The following is an 18,660-nucleotide window of genomic DNA, read 5'->3' as shown; positions in this document are numbered from 1 at the left end:
AGAACGATCATGGTCACGGCGTGAGCTCGCTGACCCGGTTCTCGTACTCGCGGCGAGCCTTGCGCTGGGCCGGGACCGCAGGGACGCCCTGGGCGCCGTCGAGCGGCTGGCAGCGGGCGAGGAGCTGACGGTGCGCAGCAGGAACGGTGCTGACGCGCAGGGTGTAGCCCTGGCCGCGCCGTACGGTCACCCCCTGGTCGAGCGCGGCCCGCTCGGCGGGCTCCAGCTCGACGGTGCGCAGGAAGTCGGCGACCTTGCCCGGCATGTCGAGGGTGACCAGCGGCTCAGGGGCGACGGCCTCCTCAGTGGCGGTGTGGTCAGGCAGGAGGTCGGCGACGGCCGTGCGGACCGCGCCGCGGCCGACTCCGTGTTCGCGGGCGAGGGCGGCGATGGAGCGGCCTTCCAGGTGCGCGGTGCGGACGGTGTCGGTCTTCGTGGTCGCCACGGCGGGGCGGCGTCCGCCCTTGCTGCCCTTCGCCTCGGCGGCCCGCAGCCCGTCGTAGGTCAGCTCGCGCTGGAGGTCGCGCTGGAGTTCGCCGGCGGCGGCGAGGGTCTGCACCATGAACTTCACGGTGGACAGCAGCTCGCCGGTGCGCGGGTGGCGGGCGGTGAGGTCCATCGCGGAGAACGCGCCGTCGTGGATGCGCAGCGCGAGGCGGTCGCGGTGCAGGACGTCGAGCACGTCGAGGATGTGCTGGTTGCCGCGCACGAGGCGGAACATCTCGGAGATGTGCACGGTGTCACCCGGCCGCGCGTACGTCAGCAGCTCGCCGAACTTCGGGCGCTGGAGCGGGTGGAGACGGCTGGAGGTACCCGGCTCCTCCTCGAAGAAGACCGGGTCCTCGATCCCGGCCTCGGCCAGGACGAGGTCCTGCCGGGCGGTCGACTGCTGGTCCGTCGAGACCCGCTTGTAGACCAGGTTCGCCACCGAAGGGACCCCTTCCGTACGGAGGATCGGACCCTACCTGTCGTCAAACCCCGTCAGCAATCACCATCGGATCTGATTGGATTCGCGCGGCCTCGAACCCCCAGATTTCCCGAGTTCATTGGACGCGCCGCCTCTCTGTTGTCAAACGATCGTTTTCCGACAGGGGCAGATGCTTTCTCCGACGGTTCAACATCGATCTCATCTACGGGCCTCAGACGTGGAGCTCTGGCGGGAAGCCAGTCCAGCGGAGCTCGGCGGGGAGGTGGCCGGTGTCGGCCTCTGCGTCGTCAGATCACACGCAAGACTGTCTTCCCGCGTGCCCCGGTCTCCGCATAGGTGTGGGCGTCGGCAGCAGCGTCGAGAGGGAAGACCTTGTCGAGGTGAACGGCCAGCGCGCCGGCCTCCACCAGCCGGGCGATCTTCTGGAGACCGTGTCCGTCGGGTTCAACCAGCGGTTCGGGCGCGACGTGGACGCCGGCTGCTGCGGCTGCCTCGGTGAAGCCTGCCGGCCGGCCGGGAGCCACACCCAGGAAGAGCCCGCCGGGCTTCAGGACGGTGAGGGAGCGGGTAGCGGTATCCGGCTGGGCGATACCGACGAGGTCGAGCACCACGTCGATGTTTCCGGTGGCCTCCTCGAATGGCGTGGCCCGGTAGTCGATCACCTCGTCGGCCCCCAGAGCGCGCAGCCAGTCGTGCTTGCCGGCGGTAGCGGTGGCGATGACGTGCGCCCCAAGGTGCTTGGCCATCTGGACGGCGAGGTGGCCGACACCTCCCCCCGCGGCATGGATCAGTACGCGCTCGCCGCCGTCGAGCTGGGCGATGTCGGTCAGGGACTGCAAGGCCGTTAGCCCGGCCAGGGGCAGTGCGGCAGCGTGGTCGTGGTCGATGCTCGCGGGCTTCCGAGCGAACTGCCGTGAGGGCGCGGTGACGTACTGCGCGTAGGCGCCGGCGGGCCGGGGCAGCCAGAGCAGGCCGAAGACCTCGTCGCCGGGCGCGTAGAGGAACTCACCTGGTCCGATCCCCACCACTGTGCCCGAAACGTCCCAGCCCAAGATGTGCGGCCCCGTTCCGAGGGCCGCCCTGGCGGGGGTAGGGAAACCAGCCCGGGTGCGCAGGTCCAGCGGGTTAATCCCAGCAGCGTGCACCCGAACCAGAACCTCAGTGGGCAGAGGTTCCGGGCGTGGCACCGTCGTCGGCACCAGAACCTCCGGGTCGCCGAAGTCGGTGAAGACCACGGCCCGCATCGCGGAACCGACGTTCTGATCAGACATGTACGACTCTTCCAGTAAGGGCGGCAACAATCCTCGGGCGACCGCAGTGGTGATGCGGTCCACGGTAGGTCGGCACCCTTGGTGACCCGCAAGCACCCTTGCTTCCCTTTGGGTAGAGTCGCAGGCAGGAGGCATCTTTCATGACAACGACACCCGTCGAACCCCTCAGCCGCACCGCAGACGTCTATGCCGCGCTCTGCCCGGCTCGCGACGTCCTGGACGTTCTGTCCGGCAAATGGTCGGCCCTGGCCATCGGAGCCCTCGAAGAAGGCCCGCGCCGGTTCACCAGCCTTCAGAACTGCCTGCAGGGCGTCAGCCCGAAAGTTCTGACCCGGACCCTGCGCCAACTGGAGGACTACGGGTTCATCACCCGCACCGTGATCGCGCAAGTCCCGGTCCGCGTCGACTATGCCCTCACGGACCTCGGACACGGTGCTGCAGCCCCGCTGGCACACCTGCGTCACTGGGTCGAGACGAACACCCAGATCAGGTAGGGGGCCGAGGAACATTGGAACGGAAACCGGCGCTAAGAGGTCGTTTTCACCCTCATTGCCCGTGTGTCGGCTAGTTCTTGAGGCGTCGGACGGTGGTGCGGGTGAGGCCGTGGAAAACGTCGGTATCTGCGGGGCTTGTGGGGTTGTGGGTGGGGCGGAAGACGACGTAATCCTGTTTCATCCCAGGGTGCCCGGCCTTCGTAGTCGTGTGCTTCCACAGCCGCTGCCGTGCGCCTGGGCGCATTCGGCTCATGGCGGTACGCCGGAAGCATGCCGAAGCGACGCCCGTATCCGAGTGACCTGTCCGATGCCCGCTGGGAGTTGATCGAGCCGGTCCTGTCCGCGTGGCGAATGGAGCGCCGACGCACGGCTCTGCACTTCGGCCGGCCACCCGAGCACGACCTGCGCGACATCATGGACGCGATCTTGTATGTGGACCGCACCGGGGTCCAGTGGCGCTATCTCCCACACGACTTCCCGCACTGGAACACGGTCTACGGCTACTTCGCCAAGTGGGCCGATGAGGGTGTGTTCGCGCAGCTCAACGGCTTACTGCGGCAGCTGTTGAGGGAGAAGGAGGGCAGGGAGGGTGAACCATCGGCGTGTGTGATCGACGCCCAGAGCGTCAAGACCTCCACCAGCGTGCCGGCCTCGAGCCAGGGCATCGACGCGGGGAAGAAGATCGTCGGCAGGAAGCGGAGCATTGCCACCGACACGCTCGGACTTCTCCTCGCCGTGCTGGTGACCGCGGCCGGCGTGCAGGACTCCGTTGCTGGCACTCACCTCCTGGACCAGGTCGCCGCCGAACACCCGGGCATCGGCAAGGTCTGGGTCGACGGCGGCTACTGCCAGCACCTCGTCGAGCACGCCGCGACCCTCGGCATCGACATGGAGATCACCGCCCGCAAGCCCGGGACCAGGGGCTTCACCCCGATACCGAAACGGTGGGCGGTGGAGCGGACCTACGGCTGGCTCATGCTGAACCGCCGCCTGGCCCGCGACTACGAAACCCTGCCCACCCGCTCCGAAGCCCTGATCCACCTCGCCATGACCAGCCTCATGACCCGCCGCCTCATTGGCGAGAACACCATCTCCTGGCGCGACCCGAAGAAGACCACAGAACATCCCATCTCGGGATGAAACATTGGACGAAAACGACCTCTGAGGTAACCGGGGGCGACCCCGCAGCCCTGAACCCCGTTGCATGACCTATCAGACCTCCGATCCCCTCACTAGTGTGGGCACTTCGAAACACTCGAGGGGTGGGTGGCAGTGTGGCGAGACGACCGGACGGCGCCGAGGTCGCGGTGGTGGTGCAGCAAGTCTTCTGCGGCGGGTTACGGACCGGGAAGTCCGCGTTCCAGCCGGAACTGGCAGCCTGGACCGAGGCGACCGCGTCCGATCTGCGCGCCCGCTTCGTTGACCGGCCCGATGAATCGTCGGACACCTTTCTCATCAAGCTGCGCCGGCAGCTCACCGACGCCCCCGACGAGACGATCGTCCTCGCCGCCGAACTGCTCTTCGTGAACATGGCCCCTCTGGTCCCCGAGCAGATCGGTCTTCCGAAGAAGCTCCAGATCCTCCGCGAGGTGCTCTCCTGGGCCGGCCGCCCCCTGGATGTGCCCCCGGACATGGAGCCCGCACTGAAGGGTTTCCTCCATGGTGGGCAGGGATTCCTCAACTACCGCTGGGCGCAGTTCCAGATCCTGGTTCTCCTCGTCGAGCGGCTGGCCAGGGCGGAGCCCACGGAGCGGGAGGCACTCCTCAAAGATCCCTGGAGCTTCCGTGCCCTCTGCTTCGGCATCCAGGACTCGGTCGGCCACAAGAAGGGCCGTGCCCAGATCCATGTACTGCTCTTCACGCTCTTCCCGGACGACTTCCAGCCCATCGCCAGTGCCCACCACAAGCACGAGATCCTCAAGGCGTTCGCGGACGAGCTCTCCGATCCCACCGGCAACGACGACAAGGACCTGCTGACGCTCAGCAGAACGCTGGAGGTCCAGGTCGGCCAGCCCGTCGACTTCTACGACGAGCCCTGGGTCGGCCGCTGGCGCAAGGGCGCCGTAACGCACGAGCAGCGCGGCTGGCTGGTCCGCGGCCACAACGTGGACGGGCACGACTTCATCCCGGCCTGGCTCAGGCAGGGCTACTGCTCGCTCTCCTGGCGGGAGATCCCGGAGATCCCCGTCGGCGCCACCAAGCAGCAGGTCCGGCAGGCGGTCGCCGAGGCCATGCCAGAGGCCACCGCCCAGCTGCGCGGGGCGGCCGCCTATCAGCTGCATGTCTTCCTGACCGTCATGCAGCCGGGCGACCTGGTCGTCACCGTCACCCCGGACGAGGTACACGTCGGCACCGTCCAAGGCGCACCGACGTACGACGCCTCCGAAGGCCTCGACAACGCCCGCCGTCTCCCGGTGCGCTGGGCGACCGCCGACCGCCCCCTGGTCCGTGCCGACCTCCCCGAGAAGGTCCAGGCAAGGCTGCCGCTGCCGCCGGCGGTGTACGACATCAGCAGTGTGGCCGCCGAGCTGGCGGAGCGTGCGGGTCTGGAGGACGCGGTCGACGATGTACTCGCCGAGGTCGACGTCACCAAGCCCCTCGAGTTCCCGCCGATCACCCAGGAGCTGGCTGACGAATTGCTCATGCCGCTGGAGTGGCTGCGAGAGACCGCCGAACAGCTGCAGGACCAGCTCCAGCTGGTGCTCCACGGGCCGCCCGGCACCGGGAAGACCCACGTCGCCCGTGCACTGGCCAGACATCTGGCGGGTCCGGACCGGGTGCAACTGGTCCAGTTCCACCCCTCCTACACCTACGAGGACTTCTTCGAGGGCTTCCGTCCCGTTCGGGGCGACGGCGGCTCGGTGATGTTCGATGTGCTGCCAGGCCCCTTCAGACTGCTGGCCGAGCGGGCGCGGAAGGACCCGGCGAATCCGTACTTCCTGATCATCGATGAGATCAACCGGGCCAACCTGGCGAAGGTCTTCGGCGAGCTGTACTTCCTGCTGGAGTACCGCGAGGAACCCATCACCGTGCAGTACAGCCCGCACGACCCGTTCCATCTGCCCGGCAATCTCTTTCTCATCGGCACGATGAACACCGCCGACCGCTCCATCGCGCTGGTCGACGCGGCGATGCGCCGCCGCTTCGCCTTCCGCCGGCTGTCCCCCGAGAAGCCGCCGGTGCAGGGTCTGCTGGCCCGCTGGCTCCAGGCCCGCGGTCTCCCGGACACCGCCGCCCGGCTGCTGGACGAACTGAACTCCCGCCTCGGCGACGCCGACCGTGCCATCGGCCCGTCGTACCTGATGAAGCCCGGCGTGGCCCGCCCCGGGGGCCTGGACCTCATCTGGCGCACCCAGATCCTGCCGCTACTGGAGGACCAGCTCTACGGCACCGGCGTCGACGTCGAGGCGGAGTACGGCCTGGACTCCCTGCGGGCGGCCGTCGCGCCGCCGGGCCCCTCGGCCGGATTCCCGTCCCAGGCCGCCGCCCCGCAGGGCCGGCCGGTCGGTTCCCCGCTCCCGGCCGTCGAATCGTGAGCGCCGACCTCACCCTCACCGTCCAGGAGACCGGCCCGGGCAGCGCGTACGAACTGACCGGCGACCAGGTGGCGGCCCTGGTCGCCGTGCCGGACCTGGTACGGCTGACCCCAGCACCGGGCGGGCGCTGGAACGTGCGGGGCAACCAGAAGGTGGGCCTGATCCGTCTGCCCACGCGCTCCGGCGGAGCGGTCCATCTCCGGCTGCGCCCCAAACTCCCCATCAGGGACCTCCTCTTCCTCCTCTCCTACTCCTCCACCGACCCCTGGCACTCGGAGCCGGTCACCGCGGCGACGGCCGACGACCTCCTCCCCGCCCTCGCCGACCTGCTGGCCCGCACCGCCCGCCGCACCCTGGAGGCGGGCATCCTGCACGGCTACCGCGAGGTGGCGGAGGAGCTCCCGCTGATCAGGGGCCGTATCCGCACCACGGACCAGCTCCGCCGCACCGGTCTGCCGCTGCCGATATCGGTCCGGTACGACGACCACACCCCGGACATCCCCGAGAACCGCATCCTGCTGGCTGCCCTGAATCTGGCCGCTCACCTGCCGGGCGTACCCGATCCGACCCGCCTGATCCTCCGCCACCTCGCCCACCGCCTTCACGGTGTCCGCCGCCCCCACCCAGGCGAACCGCTTCCCACCTGGACCCCGACGAGACTCAACGCCCGCTACACCTCGGCCCTCAGGCTGGCCGAACTCCTTCTGTCCGGCCGCTCCATACGACAGGAGGGAGGCGCCCCGACTCCGTCGGACGGCTTCCTGCTGGACCTGCCGAAGGTCTTCGAACGCTTTCTGACGGTGACACTCGGCGAAGCCCTGGCCCACCACGGCATCCGCTGCGCTCCCCAAAACGTCCACCGCCTGGACGAGGCGCGCCGGGCCACGTTCCGCCCCGACCTGGTCCTGTACCGCGGGGGTCGTCCGATCTCGGTGATGGACGCGAAGTACACGTTCCTCAAGGTCACGTCTCCACCCGTGGAACACCTCTACCAACTCCTGGCCTACTGCACCGCCCTGGGCATCAGCCACGGCCACCTCGTCTACGCGGCGACCAGCCCGGGCACGGCCCCCACCGACCATGTGATCCGCTGTTCCCCCGTCACGATCACCGCCCACGCCCTGAACCTGAACGAGCCCCCAGCCGACCTCCTGGCGCAGATAGCCACCCTGGCCGGCAGAACAGCGACGGCCGCCCCGTGATTCCGCCTGACCTGCCTACTCGCCGTTCGATCGCGGCTTGATGGCCGGCACCGCCTGGGGCCGGCATCGCGCCACCGGCATGCGTGACGTGGACCCGCGCCGGCACTCCGCCGAACCGATCGCGACCTGCTGCCCGCCGATGGCGAGCGGATCGCAGGCGAACAGGTCGACAGCGGCATCGGCTGCACCGGAAGGATTTCTCCAGCACCACTGGGCCGGCGGCCGAGGCAGGCAAGGACGAGGCTCTCCGGTTACTGGAAGCTGAGCCGGTGCGGGTGTGCGGGGTCGGTGAGGCAGGTGTGTACGCGCATCAGGCCGCGCCCGAGGTAGACCTCGGTCGGGTTGGTCGCGTACGGGTCTTGGCCGTCCCGGTCCTCGATCGGCAGCCAGCTGCGTGAGGCACCGTCGCATTCCCACATGTTCACGGTGAGCAGCGGCGGCATCGCTGCCCCGCACACCTCGCAGCCGACCGGAGCGGGGTCGGTCAGGTGCCATGAAGCAAAGCCGCCGACCTTCCAGCCAGGGGCGATCGACAGATCGCTCATGTAGTTGATCTCCTCGGGCTCGGCAGCTTCGGCTGCGGCCATTGCCTCTTCGTACTCCTCATACGTCGCGTAGCTTGCTGGTGGAGCGGAGTTGTATTCGTCCGCATCGTCCTCGTCGAGGCGCGCCTCCTCCCACTCGTCGATCTCCTCCTGGAGTTCCTCCTCCAGCAGGCCGAGGTACTCGTGCTCCACGACGCGCTCGGGGTGTACGACGCACATGTTCGGCACGCATTCCTTCCGGCCGACCACGGGAGGTTCGGGCTGTGGCATGAGTACGGCGCCGACATCGGTGGACCGTCGCCACTTCAGTACGACGTCGATCGTGCGGTCGGTGCCGTGCACCTCGAAGGGGCACCAGAAGACCTGCAGCAGGTCGTGGTCCTCGGGTCCCACGAGATCGGGAATCTCGTGTGCGTACAGCTGGGCAACGGCCAGCATCGGCAGCGGGGCGTCGTCCCGAAGTTCCGGGAGGTGATTGCCCGCGGTCATTCCATCGATCAGGCGCTGTTCCTCGGCGGTGTATTCCCGCCCGCGGGAGTCCTCCAGAATCCTGCGGCTCAGCCGCACGTCGGAGAGAAGGTGGCCCGTGCCCTTCGGGTGTACGGCCGTGCACACCGGCCACGGTTCGTCGGCCGGCCAGAGGAGAGGGCCCGCCACCGAACTGTCCTGCGTCCCGGGAGAGCCGTGACGTGGGTGCAGCCGGGTGGTTGTGCGCCGGTGGGCTGCCAGGGCAGGGAAAACCGCTTCTACGTCGAGGGGACGTGGCGGGGTGGCGCGGGTCATGAGGGAGCCTTCCAGGTACGGTCGGTGGCGATGTTATACAGCGGTCCGGACACCAGCGGCGGGGTTCTCCAGGCTGTGGGTGAAGGTGTAGCCCTTGTTTCCGAAAGCCGTGAACTCCAATCTGACCGGGATCGGATTCGCTCCCTCGTAGACCGGCCTGATGCTGTACTGAACGACTTGTTCCTCCCCGAGGGCCGGCTCCGTCCGGGCGCCGTCCGTTCCCTGAGGCGCTCGCCTACCTCGCCCTGGGCGGGATGCTCGTCGCCGGGGCGGGTGCGATGGCGGGCGAGCTCATCACCCCGTACCTCGGACTGCTGGCCCCCTGGAAGCCGGTGATCGTTTCCGTCGGGGGACTGGCCTGGATGGTCGCGGCCTGGATGCTCGCCCCTTCCCCGGACACGGCCGACGACGCCGACGTCGACGAGGACGTCGAGGAGCAGGACGAGGAGCAGGACGAGGAGGTCGAGGCCGACCGGGGCGCCGCGCTCCTGTGGCACGTGGTGCGGGCGGCGGCCGACGCGGAGTCAGCCGGCCGCGCCGGACTGCACCTCGACACCGTCCTCGACTCCGCGGCCGAGGCCGGGCTCATCCCCCAGGGCACCGAGCTGACCGAGTTCCGGGCGTGGGTGGAGTCCTGCGGACTGCCCACCGCCGACAAGGTCGGCATGCGGATCGGCGGCAAGCCCGTCACCCGCGTCGGGATGAAGCTCGTGGCGGTGACCGATGCGCTCGGGATGACCCCCACAGCACTGCTCCAGGCCCGCCCCGAAACCCCGTCCGTGGGAGCCCCCGCTCAGCCGGTTGGGCAGACCCCCGCCGAGGCGCCCGCCGAGACCCCCGTACCGGCCGTACTCCGTCTCATCCCCGGGGGGATTAAGGACCCGTCCGGGACCGCTCCCCTGACCCTCTCCAAGGAGAGGGCCCAAGAAGCCCGATAGACCGGCCTATCGCCGCTGTGACCTGCGGTTCTATCACCGCCCTAACACCCCCTGACGGCTCCTCTGACGCCTCTCCCTGACACCGAATCCACCGGATCCGAGAAGGGGTCCGGACACCCACCGAAGGAGATCACCATGAGCGTCACGGTCCGCTGGCAGACCCCGGGCAACCCCTGGGCCATGGCCCAGGAAGTCGAGGACGCCGCCTACGACCTCCGGCTCAATCTCCAGGACGAGCACGGCGGCGGCATCACGACCCCCGAAGCCCTCGTCGCCGAGGAGCGCGCCGACCAGATCTACGACGAGTTCCTGCGCATCTACGGCACTCCGTACAACCGCTACCTGGTCTGACGGTTGCCCGATCCGCTCGAGTGAGACGGGCGGTGAGGGGAGCCGGACAGACCCACGGCCCCACCAAAAACGCGCGAGACGACCGCCCAACTGCCAAGAAAGCCGGTCGCCCCGCGCTCCATCTCCGCAGAGACAGGAGCCCATCGTGGCACTCCGCAAGAACATGCCCGCACGCGACCCCCAGCGCTCCAAGGCCGAGCCGCAGCACTCCCGTGACTACTCCGCCAGCCGAGGCGGCTACACCAGCAGCCCTGCCGAGCGCCCCGTCGCCGGGACCCCGAAGGGGAACCGGTCATGAGCGCGGAGCAGCAGGCCGCCGACGCGCTTGCCCAGCAGCGCGTCGAAGAGGCCAAGAGGGCCGCCGAGGCCGCAGACGCCGCCCGTGCCGCCCGAGAGGCAGCCGAAGCCAAGCGGGGCTGACACCCCATCACTCCGGGCGGGGCGGCGCGAGGTGCGCGCCGCCCCGCCCCTACCCTGATTCGTTTCGGTGAGGAGAGACCCAGATGACCACGATCACGACGGAACCGAACCCGGTTTCGGCGACCGGGCCGCACGGTCCGACGGCGCGCCCGGAGATTTCGGCAGCGGCAGAGCCGGTTGCGGCGACGGACGCACCCGTTGCGGCGGCCAGTGGAACCGGTTCGACGACGGGTCTGGCCGGGTGGCTCGACACGGCGGACGACACCGACACCGAGCCTGCGACACCCGTCAAGGAGGGGCCACAGGGAAGCAGCCGGCTCCGGTTCTGGCTGGGTCTGGGCTCCCCGTCGTCATACCTGGGAGGTCCGTGCAAGAGCCTACGCAGAACGCGCGAGCCGACCCCAACCGGACCGCCCCGCGCACACCCGCCTCAAACGGTGAAATGCCCTCTGTGCTGCGGAAACTGACTAAGCGTGAAACTGTTCCCCTCGGTGGACCCCTGCCCTATCTGACAGACCTCGGAGCCATCTCGATCGTCACGATCGTCGATCTCTTCGCGGGGGCTGGTGGCATCGTTCGCTGCCAGGGTTTCTGGACTTTCTGGACCCCTCTACCGCCCTTGAGTAGTAGAGGGGCAGCGGTTAACGGTGAGATTGATCTTGACCTGCATCCAGCTCGGCTCGCTGGGTGACCGGGCGCTGGCGGAGGTCGAGTTCCTCACAGGGGGTTCAGAAAGTCCAGTGCCCGGTCTTGGCCGTGCTCCCGTCGTTCCTTCGGGTGGCTCTGCGGCCTGGTTCGGAGTGCGACCCAGGGAACCGCGAGATGGTGGCGGGGACGCTGATCGCAGAGAACGAGGAGCTCCCGTGGCAGTTCAGGACACCGACCAGGTGCAGCAGGCCCGACGGAACGCCGAGGCCGCCCGCCACACGATGTACGCCGCAGCCGACGACAAGGCCAAGCTGGAGAAGGCGGCCAAGGCCGCTCGCGCGGTCGCCGACAGCACGGCGAACATGCCGGGCGGGCACACGGTGGCGGAGGCCGCCGCCAGGGCCGAGCAGGGGGCCAAGGCCCTGGATTTTGGGGCGGTTGCCGCAGCCGTGACTGAAGCCGCCGAGGCTGCGTACTCCATCCTTCCCAACTGGGAGACGGGCCCGGCCCGCACGGATGCTGAAGCGGCCGAGCAGGCCGGCAGGGAGGCCGCGTCAGCCAGCCGCGCCAAGGACTTCGAGTCGGCCACCGCGGCGTCGCGTGCGGCGGACGAGGCGCTGGCACTCGCCGAGAAGGAAGCCGCGAAGGTCTAGCCGGTGCCCGGCCCAGCCCGCGCGATGTGTGCCCGGACACTGGGCTGGCACCGCTCTCCTGCAGCCAGGCACGCGCGCTGCTCGATGAGCGCACCGCCGTCGGCGGTGCGCCGGGCACGGGCTGGGACCTGCACGAGTACTGCCATGCCGGGCTCACCTACCTCGGCGGACAGGGAGCCTCAGAGCTGATGCTGATGGCCAAGTCCCGGCACGAGAAGGCCGAGAACGTCCGCCGGTACTTCACGCCCTCGGCAGAGGCCATCGCGGGCATCACCAGGCTGCTCGCGCCCGGGGACGCCCGGCGCTGACCGGCCGCCGTGGTGAACGTTTCCGCCGCCGTCGGCTGCGGAAACCGGTAAGGATTCGTGGCCTACACGATGCCCAGGACGATGCTGCTGGCGGGGTCGGAGTTGTGTAGGTAGTTGGCGAGGCCGCCGTGGAATTCCTTACGGTGGAGCCCGCCGTCGCGGTCGCCGTGGAGCCGGGTGAAGTCTTCCTGCGCGGTGGCTTCGTCGCTGCCCGCAGCCGTGTAGTAGCGCACGAATTTGTCCTTGGTCACTTCGCCGAAGCCGAACGCGGAGGCGAACACGCGCCCGGACAGGCTGTCGAAGTCCCTCATGTGTGTGGCGTTCAGCGCGTCGACGAACTGCTGCTTGGACAGGTTGGACCGGTACTCGCTGCGGCTCTGCACCGCCTGCCAGAACTCGTGGAACGCCTTTCGGAGGTCGCGGATGTTTGTGTCGGAATTGTGGGCGAGGCGCGAGATCAGGTTGTCGAAGCTGTGCTTGCCGACGACGTCGTTCCGGTCGGGGTCAAGGGCGTCGAAGAGTTCCTGGAAACGCTGGGTTTTGAAATCAGTGGCCACAGGGAGGGCCTTTCTCGGCAGGATGGTCGGGATGCGGGGCGGGGCCCGCGTCAGGCTTACTCGCCCGCCCCGCCCGGCGCCCGTCGCCGGGGGGCCGTTCGGGTGATTGCGGAGGTCATGATCATCCGCAGGGGTGAAACCGGCTGGGACGCTGCGTGAGCGGCGGGAGTCAATGACGGAGCACCCGGGTTTCGACCTGGGCTGCAACTCCGTCCCCAAAGGGCGCCCATCCACATGCAGGGCCGCAGCCGGTGACGGATGCGGCCGTGAAAGGAACCACCATGCGTATCCGAGTCCTCGCCCTGGCCGCCGCAGCAGTGGCGTCGGTGCCGCTCCTGACCGGTCCCGCCTCCGCCGCCCCGGCCGCCCTGAACGCGCCCTACGCCCGGGCCGCGGCCAAGGTGAGCGCGGACGGAACCCTCCTGGCGACCAAGAACGTCGCCTCGTCGGCACGGCTCAACGGGCAGCCCGCGGGCTACTACTGCGTGGCGGTCTCGGACCCCACCGTCGACCTGCGCAACGCGGCCGTACTCGCCACGGTCAACAACCAGCGGTCCATGATCACCGCCATCCCGAACAGCAACTGCAACGGCAAGACCCGCACCATCACCGTCGTGACGAGCAACTACAACAACGACGCGGCTGACGTTCCGTTCACCGTCGCCGTTCTGTAGCCACCCGCACGCGAATTACCCCGGGCCGGCAGGCCGGTTCACCAGCCCAGGTCCAAGAGTGGAGCCCAGCAGCCCTGCCGGGCTCCGCTCAGCCACGAGAACGCACCTGTCACGGGGACCCCGCCCTTGAGTAGTAGAGGGGCAGCGGTTAACGGTGAAATTGATTTTGACCTGCATCCAGCTCGGCTCGCTGGGTGACCAGGCGCTGGCGGAGGTCGAGTTCCTCGGGGGTGAGCGGGTCGCTGGGGCGACGGATCTGTACGCGGGTGGGTCGTAGTGATAGGTCGGCATCCACCGCGGCGAGGGCTGCGGCCTCCTCGGCGTCGGCGAGTGCCCGGTAGACCGAGGCGACCGAGGGGTGTTCGCCGGCGTTCTTGCCGGTCTTGATGACGAGCTTCTTGGCGATCTCCGGGACCGGGGTGCCCTTGTCCTTGAGCGCGACGGCGAAGGTGAGCATGTCGTCGTCGATGACCTTCGGTCTGCCGCCGTGGTTGCCCTTGCGGGCGGCGGTCTGCTGGCCCTCCAGGGTCTTCTCCCGGATGTAGTTGCGGTCGAGCTGGGCGGCGACGGCGAGAACGGCGAAGAGCATCGAGCCCATGCCGCCCGGGTCGTAGACGCCGGTGAGCGGGCCGGTGAGGAGTTCGAGCCGGATGCCGGCGCCCTCCAGGTCGGCGGAGAGCTGCATCAGCTCGGCGGCGTTGCGGGCCAGGCGCTTCATCTCGTGGACGGTCAGGATGACGACCTGGTCGGGGGCCGTCTCCTTGAACTCGGTGGCGAGCTTGAGGGCCGCGGCCATCTCGGGGCGGTGCTTGACGCGGGTGCTGATCTTCTCGCGGAAGATCTTCGTGCAGCCCGCCGCCTCCAGGGCCTCGATCTGGCTGGCGAGCTCCTGGCTGACCATGGAGGTGCGGGCGTACCCGATCCGCACCGGCCGGCTCCCGGCGGCGGGCTGGGGGACGACGGCGAGTGCGGGGCCCGGCTGCCAGGTGCGGCCCGGGCCGCGGTCGGCGGGGACGAGGACTTCGAGGTCCTCGCGCAGCGCGGGCACCAGGATGAAGCGCGGCGTGTGGTACTTCGAGGCGGTCTTCCCGCCGAGCGTCCGGCACGGACTGCCGGGCGGCGCCTCGCACTTCGGGCATCCATGCCGTTCCACCGCAGAAGCTGCCCGATCAGGCGTCAGATCCATGCCGGGAGTCTCTCAGAAGTGTCTCGCATAAGTGCAGGGTTCTGAGAGGTGTTCTGCGAGAGCGGACCGGGGTGAACCGGACACGGTCCGGGCCTCTCACGGAACTCGCACAACTGATCATTTCTGCGAGTCACCCACCGCTACAGATGTCACGCCCGGCGACGCGAGGCAGTGGCCAGGCGACCATGACCGCCCTTGCCGATGACCTCGGTTCCCGTGATCCCCGGGGCGGGACACTCGATCGGGTGACCGTCTGGGTGCCTGCCGGTCTTTCGGGATCGGGATGGGCGATCGTGGGCAGCAACGACGATCAAGGAGCCATACTCATGTCCCTGCTGCCCAACATCAGCAAGGAGACCCTCTTTCACTTGAGCGTCCGCGACGCCAAGATCGAATACGAGGGCGAAACCCTGGAACTCGACTTCACGGGGCAGATCAGGCAGGTAGTGGTGCCGTTCCCCGACGAGCCGGCCGACCGCGTGCAGCTGTGGATTAGGGACCAATTCGAGCTGTCCGGCAGCGGCAATGGCCTGTACGTCGTGTTCGGGGAGGGAGAGCACGACCGGAACCAGCCCAGTTGGGTGCGCGTCGTCCAGGAGTCCCCCCCGAAGCTTGAGCAGCGCGATGTCATCAAGTTCGCGGTTGCCTTCACAAAGGAGGGCGGTGACCGGGTCGAGCTGGTCACCAAGAAGCCGATGGTCATGATCGGGGACCTCAACGAGTACCCCCCGACCAGGGGTGACCATGTCAAATACCGTCTCGAAGCCCCCGTAGAGCTGACGACTAGGGACGACCCGGACACCGTGGTCGCCCGTATCAGCAGTTTCAGCTACGAGAAGGGCGACATGTTCTAGGACTGTCCATACACCGCGAAGGCCCGCCGCCCCCGTTCGGGCGGTCGGGTTCTTCGAAAAAGTCTGAATGAACCGCCGGATCACGGGAGCAAGCCGCTCCGGTTATCCGGCGTTCGGCTGCCGGGTTACTCCTCGGCCTGGTCCTCCTCGTCCACCGCGGCCGGGTCGCGCAGCGGACGCAAGGTCCCCTCGGGCTGCGAGGGGGTGAAGGCGTAGCGCCCCAGGACGTTCAGATGCCCGGCCTTGAGCGGGGAAAGGCGGGCCACGTCCTCGTCCAGGACGTCGTGCTCGCGCTGGCCGGCGGGCAGTGCCCGCAGCGTCTCGACGGCGGCGTCGAGGTAGCGGGTGTTCCACAGCACCACGGCGTTCAGCACGAGTCCGAGGCTGGCGAGCTGGTCCTCCTGGCCGTCCTTGTACGCCTGCTGGATGTGCCCGCGCTTGCCGTGGCAGATCGCGCGGGCCAGGGTGTGGCGGGATTCTTGGACGGTGAGCTGGCGGTTCATCCGGCGCCGGTAGGTGTCGTCCACCGGGTCGACCAGGTCGAAGAGGTGGAAGGTCTTCTCGATCCGGCCGTACTCGGCGAACGCCTGGCCCAGCGGGGTGGGGTGGCCCTCGCGGCCGAACATCCGCAGCAGGTCGTAGGCGCGGACCTGGTTGGTGATCAGCGACCCGGCCACCCGCAGCATGTCGGGCCACTGCTCGCGGATCTTCTTGAGGCTGACCTTGTTGCGGGCGATCGCCTCCAGCGGCCCGTAGCTGGCCGCCGGTTGCTTGCCGGGGATGTCGGCGCGCCAGAACCGCTGGTCGGCTAGGTCGCGGAAGCGCGGCGCGAAGCGGAAACCGAGCATCTTGAAGATCCCGAAAACCATGTCGGAGTACGAGGCGTTGTCGGTCGCCACCATCTCCGGGCGCACGCCGCCGTCCAGGTTCAGCAGGGTGTCCAGGATGAACAGCGAGTCGCGCGGGGTGCCGGGCACCAGCATCGCGCCGATCCCCGACACCTGGTCATTCAGTGCGTTCAGCCAGGTCAGACCCCTCTTCTGCCCGAAGTACTTGGGCGAGGGGGCCGAGTTGATGCTCCGCTTGGGCACGACGAACCGCAGGCCATCCACCGAGGCCAGCAGCCCGCCGCCCCAGCTCTGCGCGAGCGGCACCCGGCCCTGGGCGGAAATGAGCAGGGCGTTGCCTGCGGCGATCGTGTCGCCCCGCAGGTAGTTCTGGTCAACGTGGGACAGGCGGCTGCGGGTCAGCTCCGGGTAGGCCGGGTTGGTCACCGGGGTCAGCCCGATGTTGCAGCTCTCGGACACCAGCAGCGCCACCAGGCTGACCGGCAGGCCCTCCATGCGGGTCGCGCTGGTGGACACGTGGGTGAAGGCGTCCAGGAACCCGGTCCAGGAGTGCACCTCGAACAGCAGGTCCGGCAGGTCGATGCGCGGCAGCATCGCCAGGGTGGTCTTGCGCAGCCACGTCAGCGAGGCGCTCTCGCCGAGCGCGCCGAGCTTGTCCACGCTCAGCCGGGCCCGCCCGCCGTCCGGCGGCACCACGATCTCCACCTTCGCCGCCGGCCCCGCCTCCTCCAGCCTGGCCGCCATCTGCCGCCACGCCGCGTCCAGACCGCGGGTCAGTCCGTCCAAGTGCTCGTCCACCGGCTCGGTCAGGCTCAGGCCCGCCAGCACGTCCTCGCGCACCGCCTCCCACCTCGGCCCGTCCAGCAGCCGGGCCCGCGGGTCCGACCATCGGTTCGACGGCGAGGCGAACACATCGCGGCGGGTCAGCGCACGGTGCAGCTGCTCCAGCACGCACACCACGTAGGCGTCGCGGTCCACCGCGCCCTCGGGCAGCGCGGTGTTGGAGTACACCGCCTTCTTCCACGCCGGCGGCACCAGCTCGGCGTCGATCTCCCTGGGCAGCAGCGGACGCTGGGCCACCTTGCGCCGGGCCAGCACCGGCAGCCGGCGCACCGCCTTCAGTACCCGCCGCCCGCCCTGCGCGGCCCCCAGCGCGTCGCTCTCGCCCAGCAGCGCCAGGAACGGGCGCACCGTGTTGTAGCGGCCGGTCAGCTGCCGGCGCAGCGCGATCTCCGCTGAGCCGTCGTCCTCGGGCACCAGCTGCTGGACCACCCGCACCGCGTTGTTCACCGCCGCCCGCGAGACGACGTCCTCCAGCGCCCGCCACAGCCCCGCCGTATCCAGGTCGCAGCCCGTCTCCTCGGTCAGCTCCAGCTGCCCGATCAGCACCCGCGCCGCCTTCGCCACGGTGCGCGACGCCTTCTCCAGGTGCGGCAGCATCACCAGCCGCTCCCGGTCCGAGGCCCGCCGGGCCGGGCTGATCAGCCGGGTCGCCATCAGCAGCGCGAACAGGTCCAGCGCGTCATCGATCGCCGCCGCCTCAAGGCTTCGCACCACCGCCGTCAGCAGCGCGGTGCGCCTGGGCTCCGCCGACCGCTCCAGCGTCTGGGCCTTCGAGGCGAGCCCGTACCGTGCCAGCGTCGAGAGCCGGTTCACCGGCACCCGGGTCAGGTTCACCCGCCCCAGCTGGAACGCGGAGATCTCGTTCACCCGGTCCAGCGCCCGCGCCATCGCGGTGCCGGTCGTACGGGTCGGCGGCCGGCGCAGCCGCTCCAGCTCCGAGACCCGCGCGCCGTCCGGCACCTCCAGCAGCCGCACCAACTCACCCGGAAGCACCGGGTCGGCCCGGTGAGCGGCCCGGGCCACCGTGGCGTGCAGCCGCTTCTCCGCCACCGCCCGCACCTCCGACACCTGCCGGGCCAGCACCGAGACGCCCGGCAGCAGCACCCGGTGCCGCCGCAGCCACGCCACCGCGTGGTCGAACAGCGCCACCGGCCCCTCGGCATGCGTCCAGGCCCGCCCGTGCAGGAACGTGCGGAACCGCCGGCCCCACGCCGGGTCTTCGTACTCCCTGTACTCATAGCGCCGGCGGATCTCCCACGAGTGCTCATACGCCGTCGGCTTGCGCTCGGTGTACCGCTTCACACACGAGGCGTCCTCGATGCCCAGCTGTCCGGCCAGGTAGTCCACCACCTCCCACGGCACGTCCAACGGGTCCTCCAGGAACCGGCCGACGTACCGCACCGTGCAGATCTGCAGAGCCAGCCCCAACCGGTGGCTGTCCGCCCGTCTCAACGCGATCAGGTCCCGGTCGGCGTCGTCCAGGAAGAAGAACCGCTCCAGCTCGGGTCGGGTCGGGATCTCCTTGAAGGCCCCGTACGACGCGGCCTGCTCATCAGTCAGAAACTCCATCGGCACGCGGCGGACGGTAGTCCGACGCCAGACCGCTCATACGATCTTTCGC

General features: G+C 69.2%; 17 protein-coding genes and 1 pseudogene. 12 read left to right on the top strand and 6 right to left on the bottom strand.

Annotated features, from left to right (window positions below; genetic code table 11):
• Nucleotides 1-13: 13 nt before the first annotated feature.
• Nucleotides 14-928 carry a recombinase family protein gene (locus tag P8A20_RS37575; protein WP_306105322.1) on the bottom strand — a complete coding sequence of 305 codons (915 nt, stop codon included), beginning with the start codon at nucleotides 926-928 and terminating at the stop codon, nucleotides 14-16.
• Between the two features lie 287 nt (nucleotides 929-1,215).
• Complete coding sequence (locus P8A20_RS37570) at nucleotides 1,216-2,199, bottom strand: NADP-dependent oxidoreductase (RefSeq protein ID WP_306105321.1); 984 nt, start codon at nucleotides 2,197-2,199, stop codon at nucleotides 1,216-1,218.
• Nucleotides 2,200-2,339: 140 nt separating this feature from the next.
• Between P8A20_RS37570 and P8A20_RS37565 the strand changes: the two genes are divergently transcribed.
• From P8A20_RS37565 to P8A20_RS37550, 4 genes are all read left to right on the top strand, one after another.
• Nucleotides 2,340-2,693: a winged helix-turn-helix transcriptional regulator gene (locus tag P8A20_RS37565; RefSeq protein ID WP_147961230.1), complete on the top strand. Its 354-nt coding sequence runs from the start codon at nucleotides 2,340-2,342 to the stop codon at nucleotides 2,691-2,693.
• 270 nt (nucleotides 2,694-2,963) lie between these two features.
• Nucleotides 2,964-3,833 carry an IS5 family transposase gene (locus P8A20_RS37560; protein WP_306105320.1) on the top strand — a complete coding sequence of 290 codons (870 nt, stop codon included), beginning with the start codon at nucleotides 2,964-2,966 and terminating at the stop codon, nucleotides 3,831-3,833.
• Nucleotides 3,834-3,967: 134 nt separating this feature from the next.
• Nucleotides 3,968-6,229: an McrB family protein gene (locus P8A20_RS37555; protein WP_306105319.1), complete on the top strand. Its 2,262-nt coding sequence runs from the start codon at nucleotides 3,968-3,970 to the stop codon at nucleotides 6,227-6,229.
• On the top strand, nucleotides 6,226-7,431 hold the full coding sequence (locus P8A20_RS37550; RefSeq protein ID WP_306105318.1) for an McrC family protein: 1,206 nt from the start codon (nucleotides 6,226-6,228) through the stop codon (nucleotides 7,429-7,431). The genes P8A20_RS37555 and P8A20_RS37550 overlap by 4 nt, the downstream gene beginning before the upstream one ends.
• A gap of 251 nt (nucleotides 7,432-7,682) precedes the next feature.
• Here P8A20_RS37550 and P8A20_RS37545 read toward each other — a convergent pair whose 3' ends face one another.
• The gene (locus P8A20_RS37545; protein ID WP_327436494.1) at nucleotides 7,683-8,633 is read right to left on the bottom strand and encodes a hypothetical protein; all 951 of its coding nucleotides are present in this window, start codon (nucleotides 8,631-8,633) and stop codon (nucleotides 7,683-7,685) included.
• Nucleotides 8,634-9,013: 380 nt separating this feature from the next.
• Here P8A20_RS37545 and P8A20_RS37540 point away from each other — a divergent pair, with 380 nt between their 5' ends.
• From P8A20_RS37540 to P8A20_RS37515, 6 genes and pseudogenes are all read left to right on the top strand, one after another.
• Nucleotides 9,014-9,697 (top strand): hypothetical protein, encoded by a 684-nt coding sequence (locus P8A20_RS37540; RefSeq protein ID WP_306105316.1) that lies wholly within the window; start codon nucleotides 9,014-9,016, stop codon nucleotides 9,695-9,697.
• A 135-nt stretch (nucleotides 9,698-9,832) separates the two neighbouring features.
• The gene (locus P8A20_RS37535; RefSeq protein WP_306105315.1) at nucleotides 9,833-10,048 is read left to right on the top strand and encodes a hypothetical protein; all 216 of its coding nucleotides are present in this window, start codon (nucleotides 9,833-9,835) and stop codon (nucleotides 10,046-10,048) included.
• A gap of 145 nt (nucleotides 10,049-10,193) precedes the next feature.
• Nucleotides 10,194-10,346: a hypothetical protein gene (locus P8A20_RS37530; RefSeq protein ID WP_306105314.1), complete on the top strand. Its 153-nt coding sequence runs from the start codon at nucleotides 10,194-10,196 to the stop codon at nucleotides 10,344-10,346.
• Nucleotides 10,343-10,468 (top strand): hypothetical protein, encoded by a 126-nt coding sequence (locus P8A20_RS37525; RefSeq protein WP_306105313.1) that lies wholly within the window; start codon nucleotides 10,343-10,345, stop codon nucleotides 10,466-10,468. The genes P8A20_RS37530 and P8A20_RS37525 overlap by 4 nt, the downstream gene beginning before the upstream one ends.
• 863 nt (nucleotides 10,469-11,331) lie before the next feature.
• Entirely contained in the window at nucleotides 11,332-11,769 is a 438-nt protein-coding gene (locus tag P8A20_RS37520) for a hypothetical protein (protein WP_306105312.1), read from the top strand.
• A gap of 14 nt (nucleotides 11,770-11,783) precedes the next feature.
• Nucleotides 11,784-12,077, top strand: a pseudogene (locus P8A20_RS37515) (site-specific integrase); the annotation flags it as partial.
• Between the two features lie 62 nt (nucleotides 12,078-12,139).
• Here the strand turns inward: P8A20_RS37515 and P8A20_RS37510 are convergent.
• Nucleotides 12,140-12,634, bottom strand: coding sequence for an EF-hand domain-containing protein (locus P8A20_RS37510; RefSeq protein WP_306105311.1), 495 nt, complete (start codon nucleotides 12,632-12,634; stop codon nucleotides 12,140-12,142).
• Between the two features lie 281 nt (nucleotides 12,635-12,915).
• Here P8A20_RS37510 and P8A20_RS37505 point away from each other — a divergent pair, with 281 nt between their 5' ends.
• Complete coding sequence (locus P8A20_RS37505) at nucleotides 12,916-13,308, top strand: hypothetical protein (protein ID WP_306105310.1); 393 nt, start codon at nucleotides 12,916-12,918, stop codon at nucleotides 13,306-13,308.
• 148 nt (nucleotides 13,309-13,456) lie between these two features.
• On the opposite strand, the gene P8A20_RS37500 is transcribed toward P8A20_RS37505, so the two are convergent.
• Nucleotides 13,457-14,494, bottom strand: coding sequence for a recombinase family protein (locus P8A20_RS37500; protein WP_306105309.1), 1,038 nt, complete (start codon nucleotides 14,492-14,494; stop codon nucleotides 13,457-13,459).
• Nucleotides 14,495-14,820: 326 nt separating this feature from the next.
• On the opposite strand from P8A20_RS37500, the gene P8A20_RS37495 reads away from it, so the two are divergent.
• Entirely contained in the window at nucleotides 14,821-15,348 is a 528-nt protein-coding gene (locus P8A20_RS37495; RefSeq protein ID WP_306105308.1) for a hypothetical protein, read from the top strand.
• A 125-nt stretch (nucleotides 15,349-15,473) separates the two neighbouring features.
• Here the strand turns inward: P8A20_RS37495 and P8A20_RS37490 are convergent, their stop codons facing one another.
• Nucleotides 15,474-18,614, bottom strand: a complete 3,141-nt coding sequence (locus P8A20_RS37490; protein WP_306105307.1) for a Tn3 family transposase — start codon at nucleotides 18,612-18,614, stop codon at nucleotides 15,474-15,476.
• Between the last annotated feature and the right edge of the window lie 46 nt (nucleotides 18,615-18,660).

This window comes from Streptomyces sp. Alt3 (genome assembly GCF_030719215.1).
Taxonomy (GTDB): Bacteria; Actinomycetota; Actinomycetes; order Streptomycetales; family Streptomycetaceae; genus Streptomyces; species Streptomyces glycanivorans.
Note: the sequence above shows the minus strand (reverse complement) of the source record. Positions and strands in the feature narration are given on the sequence as shown.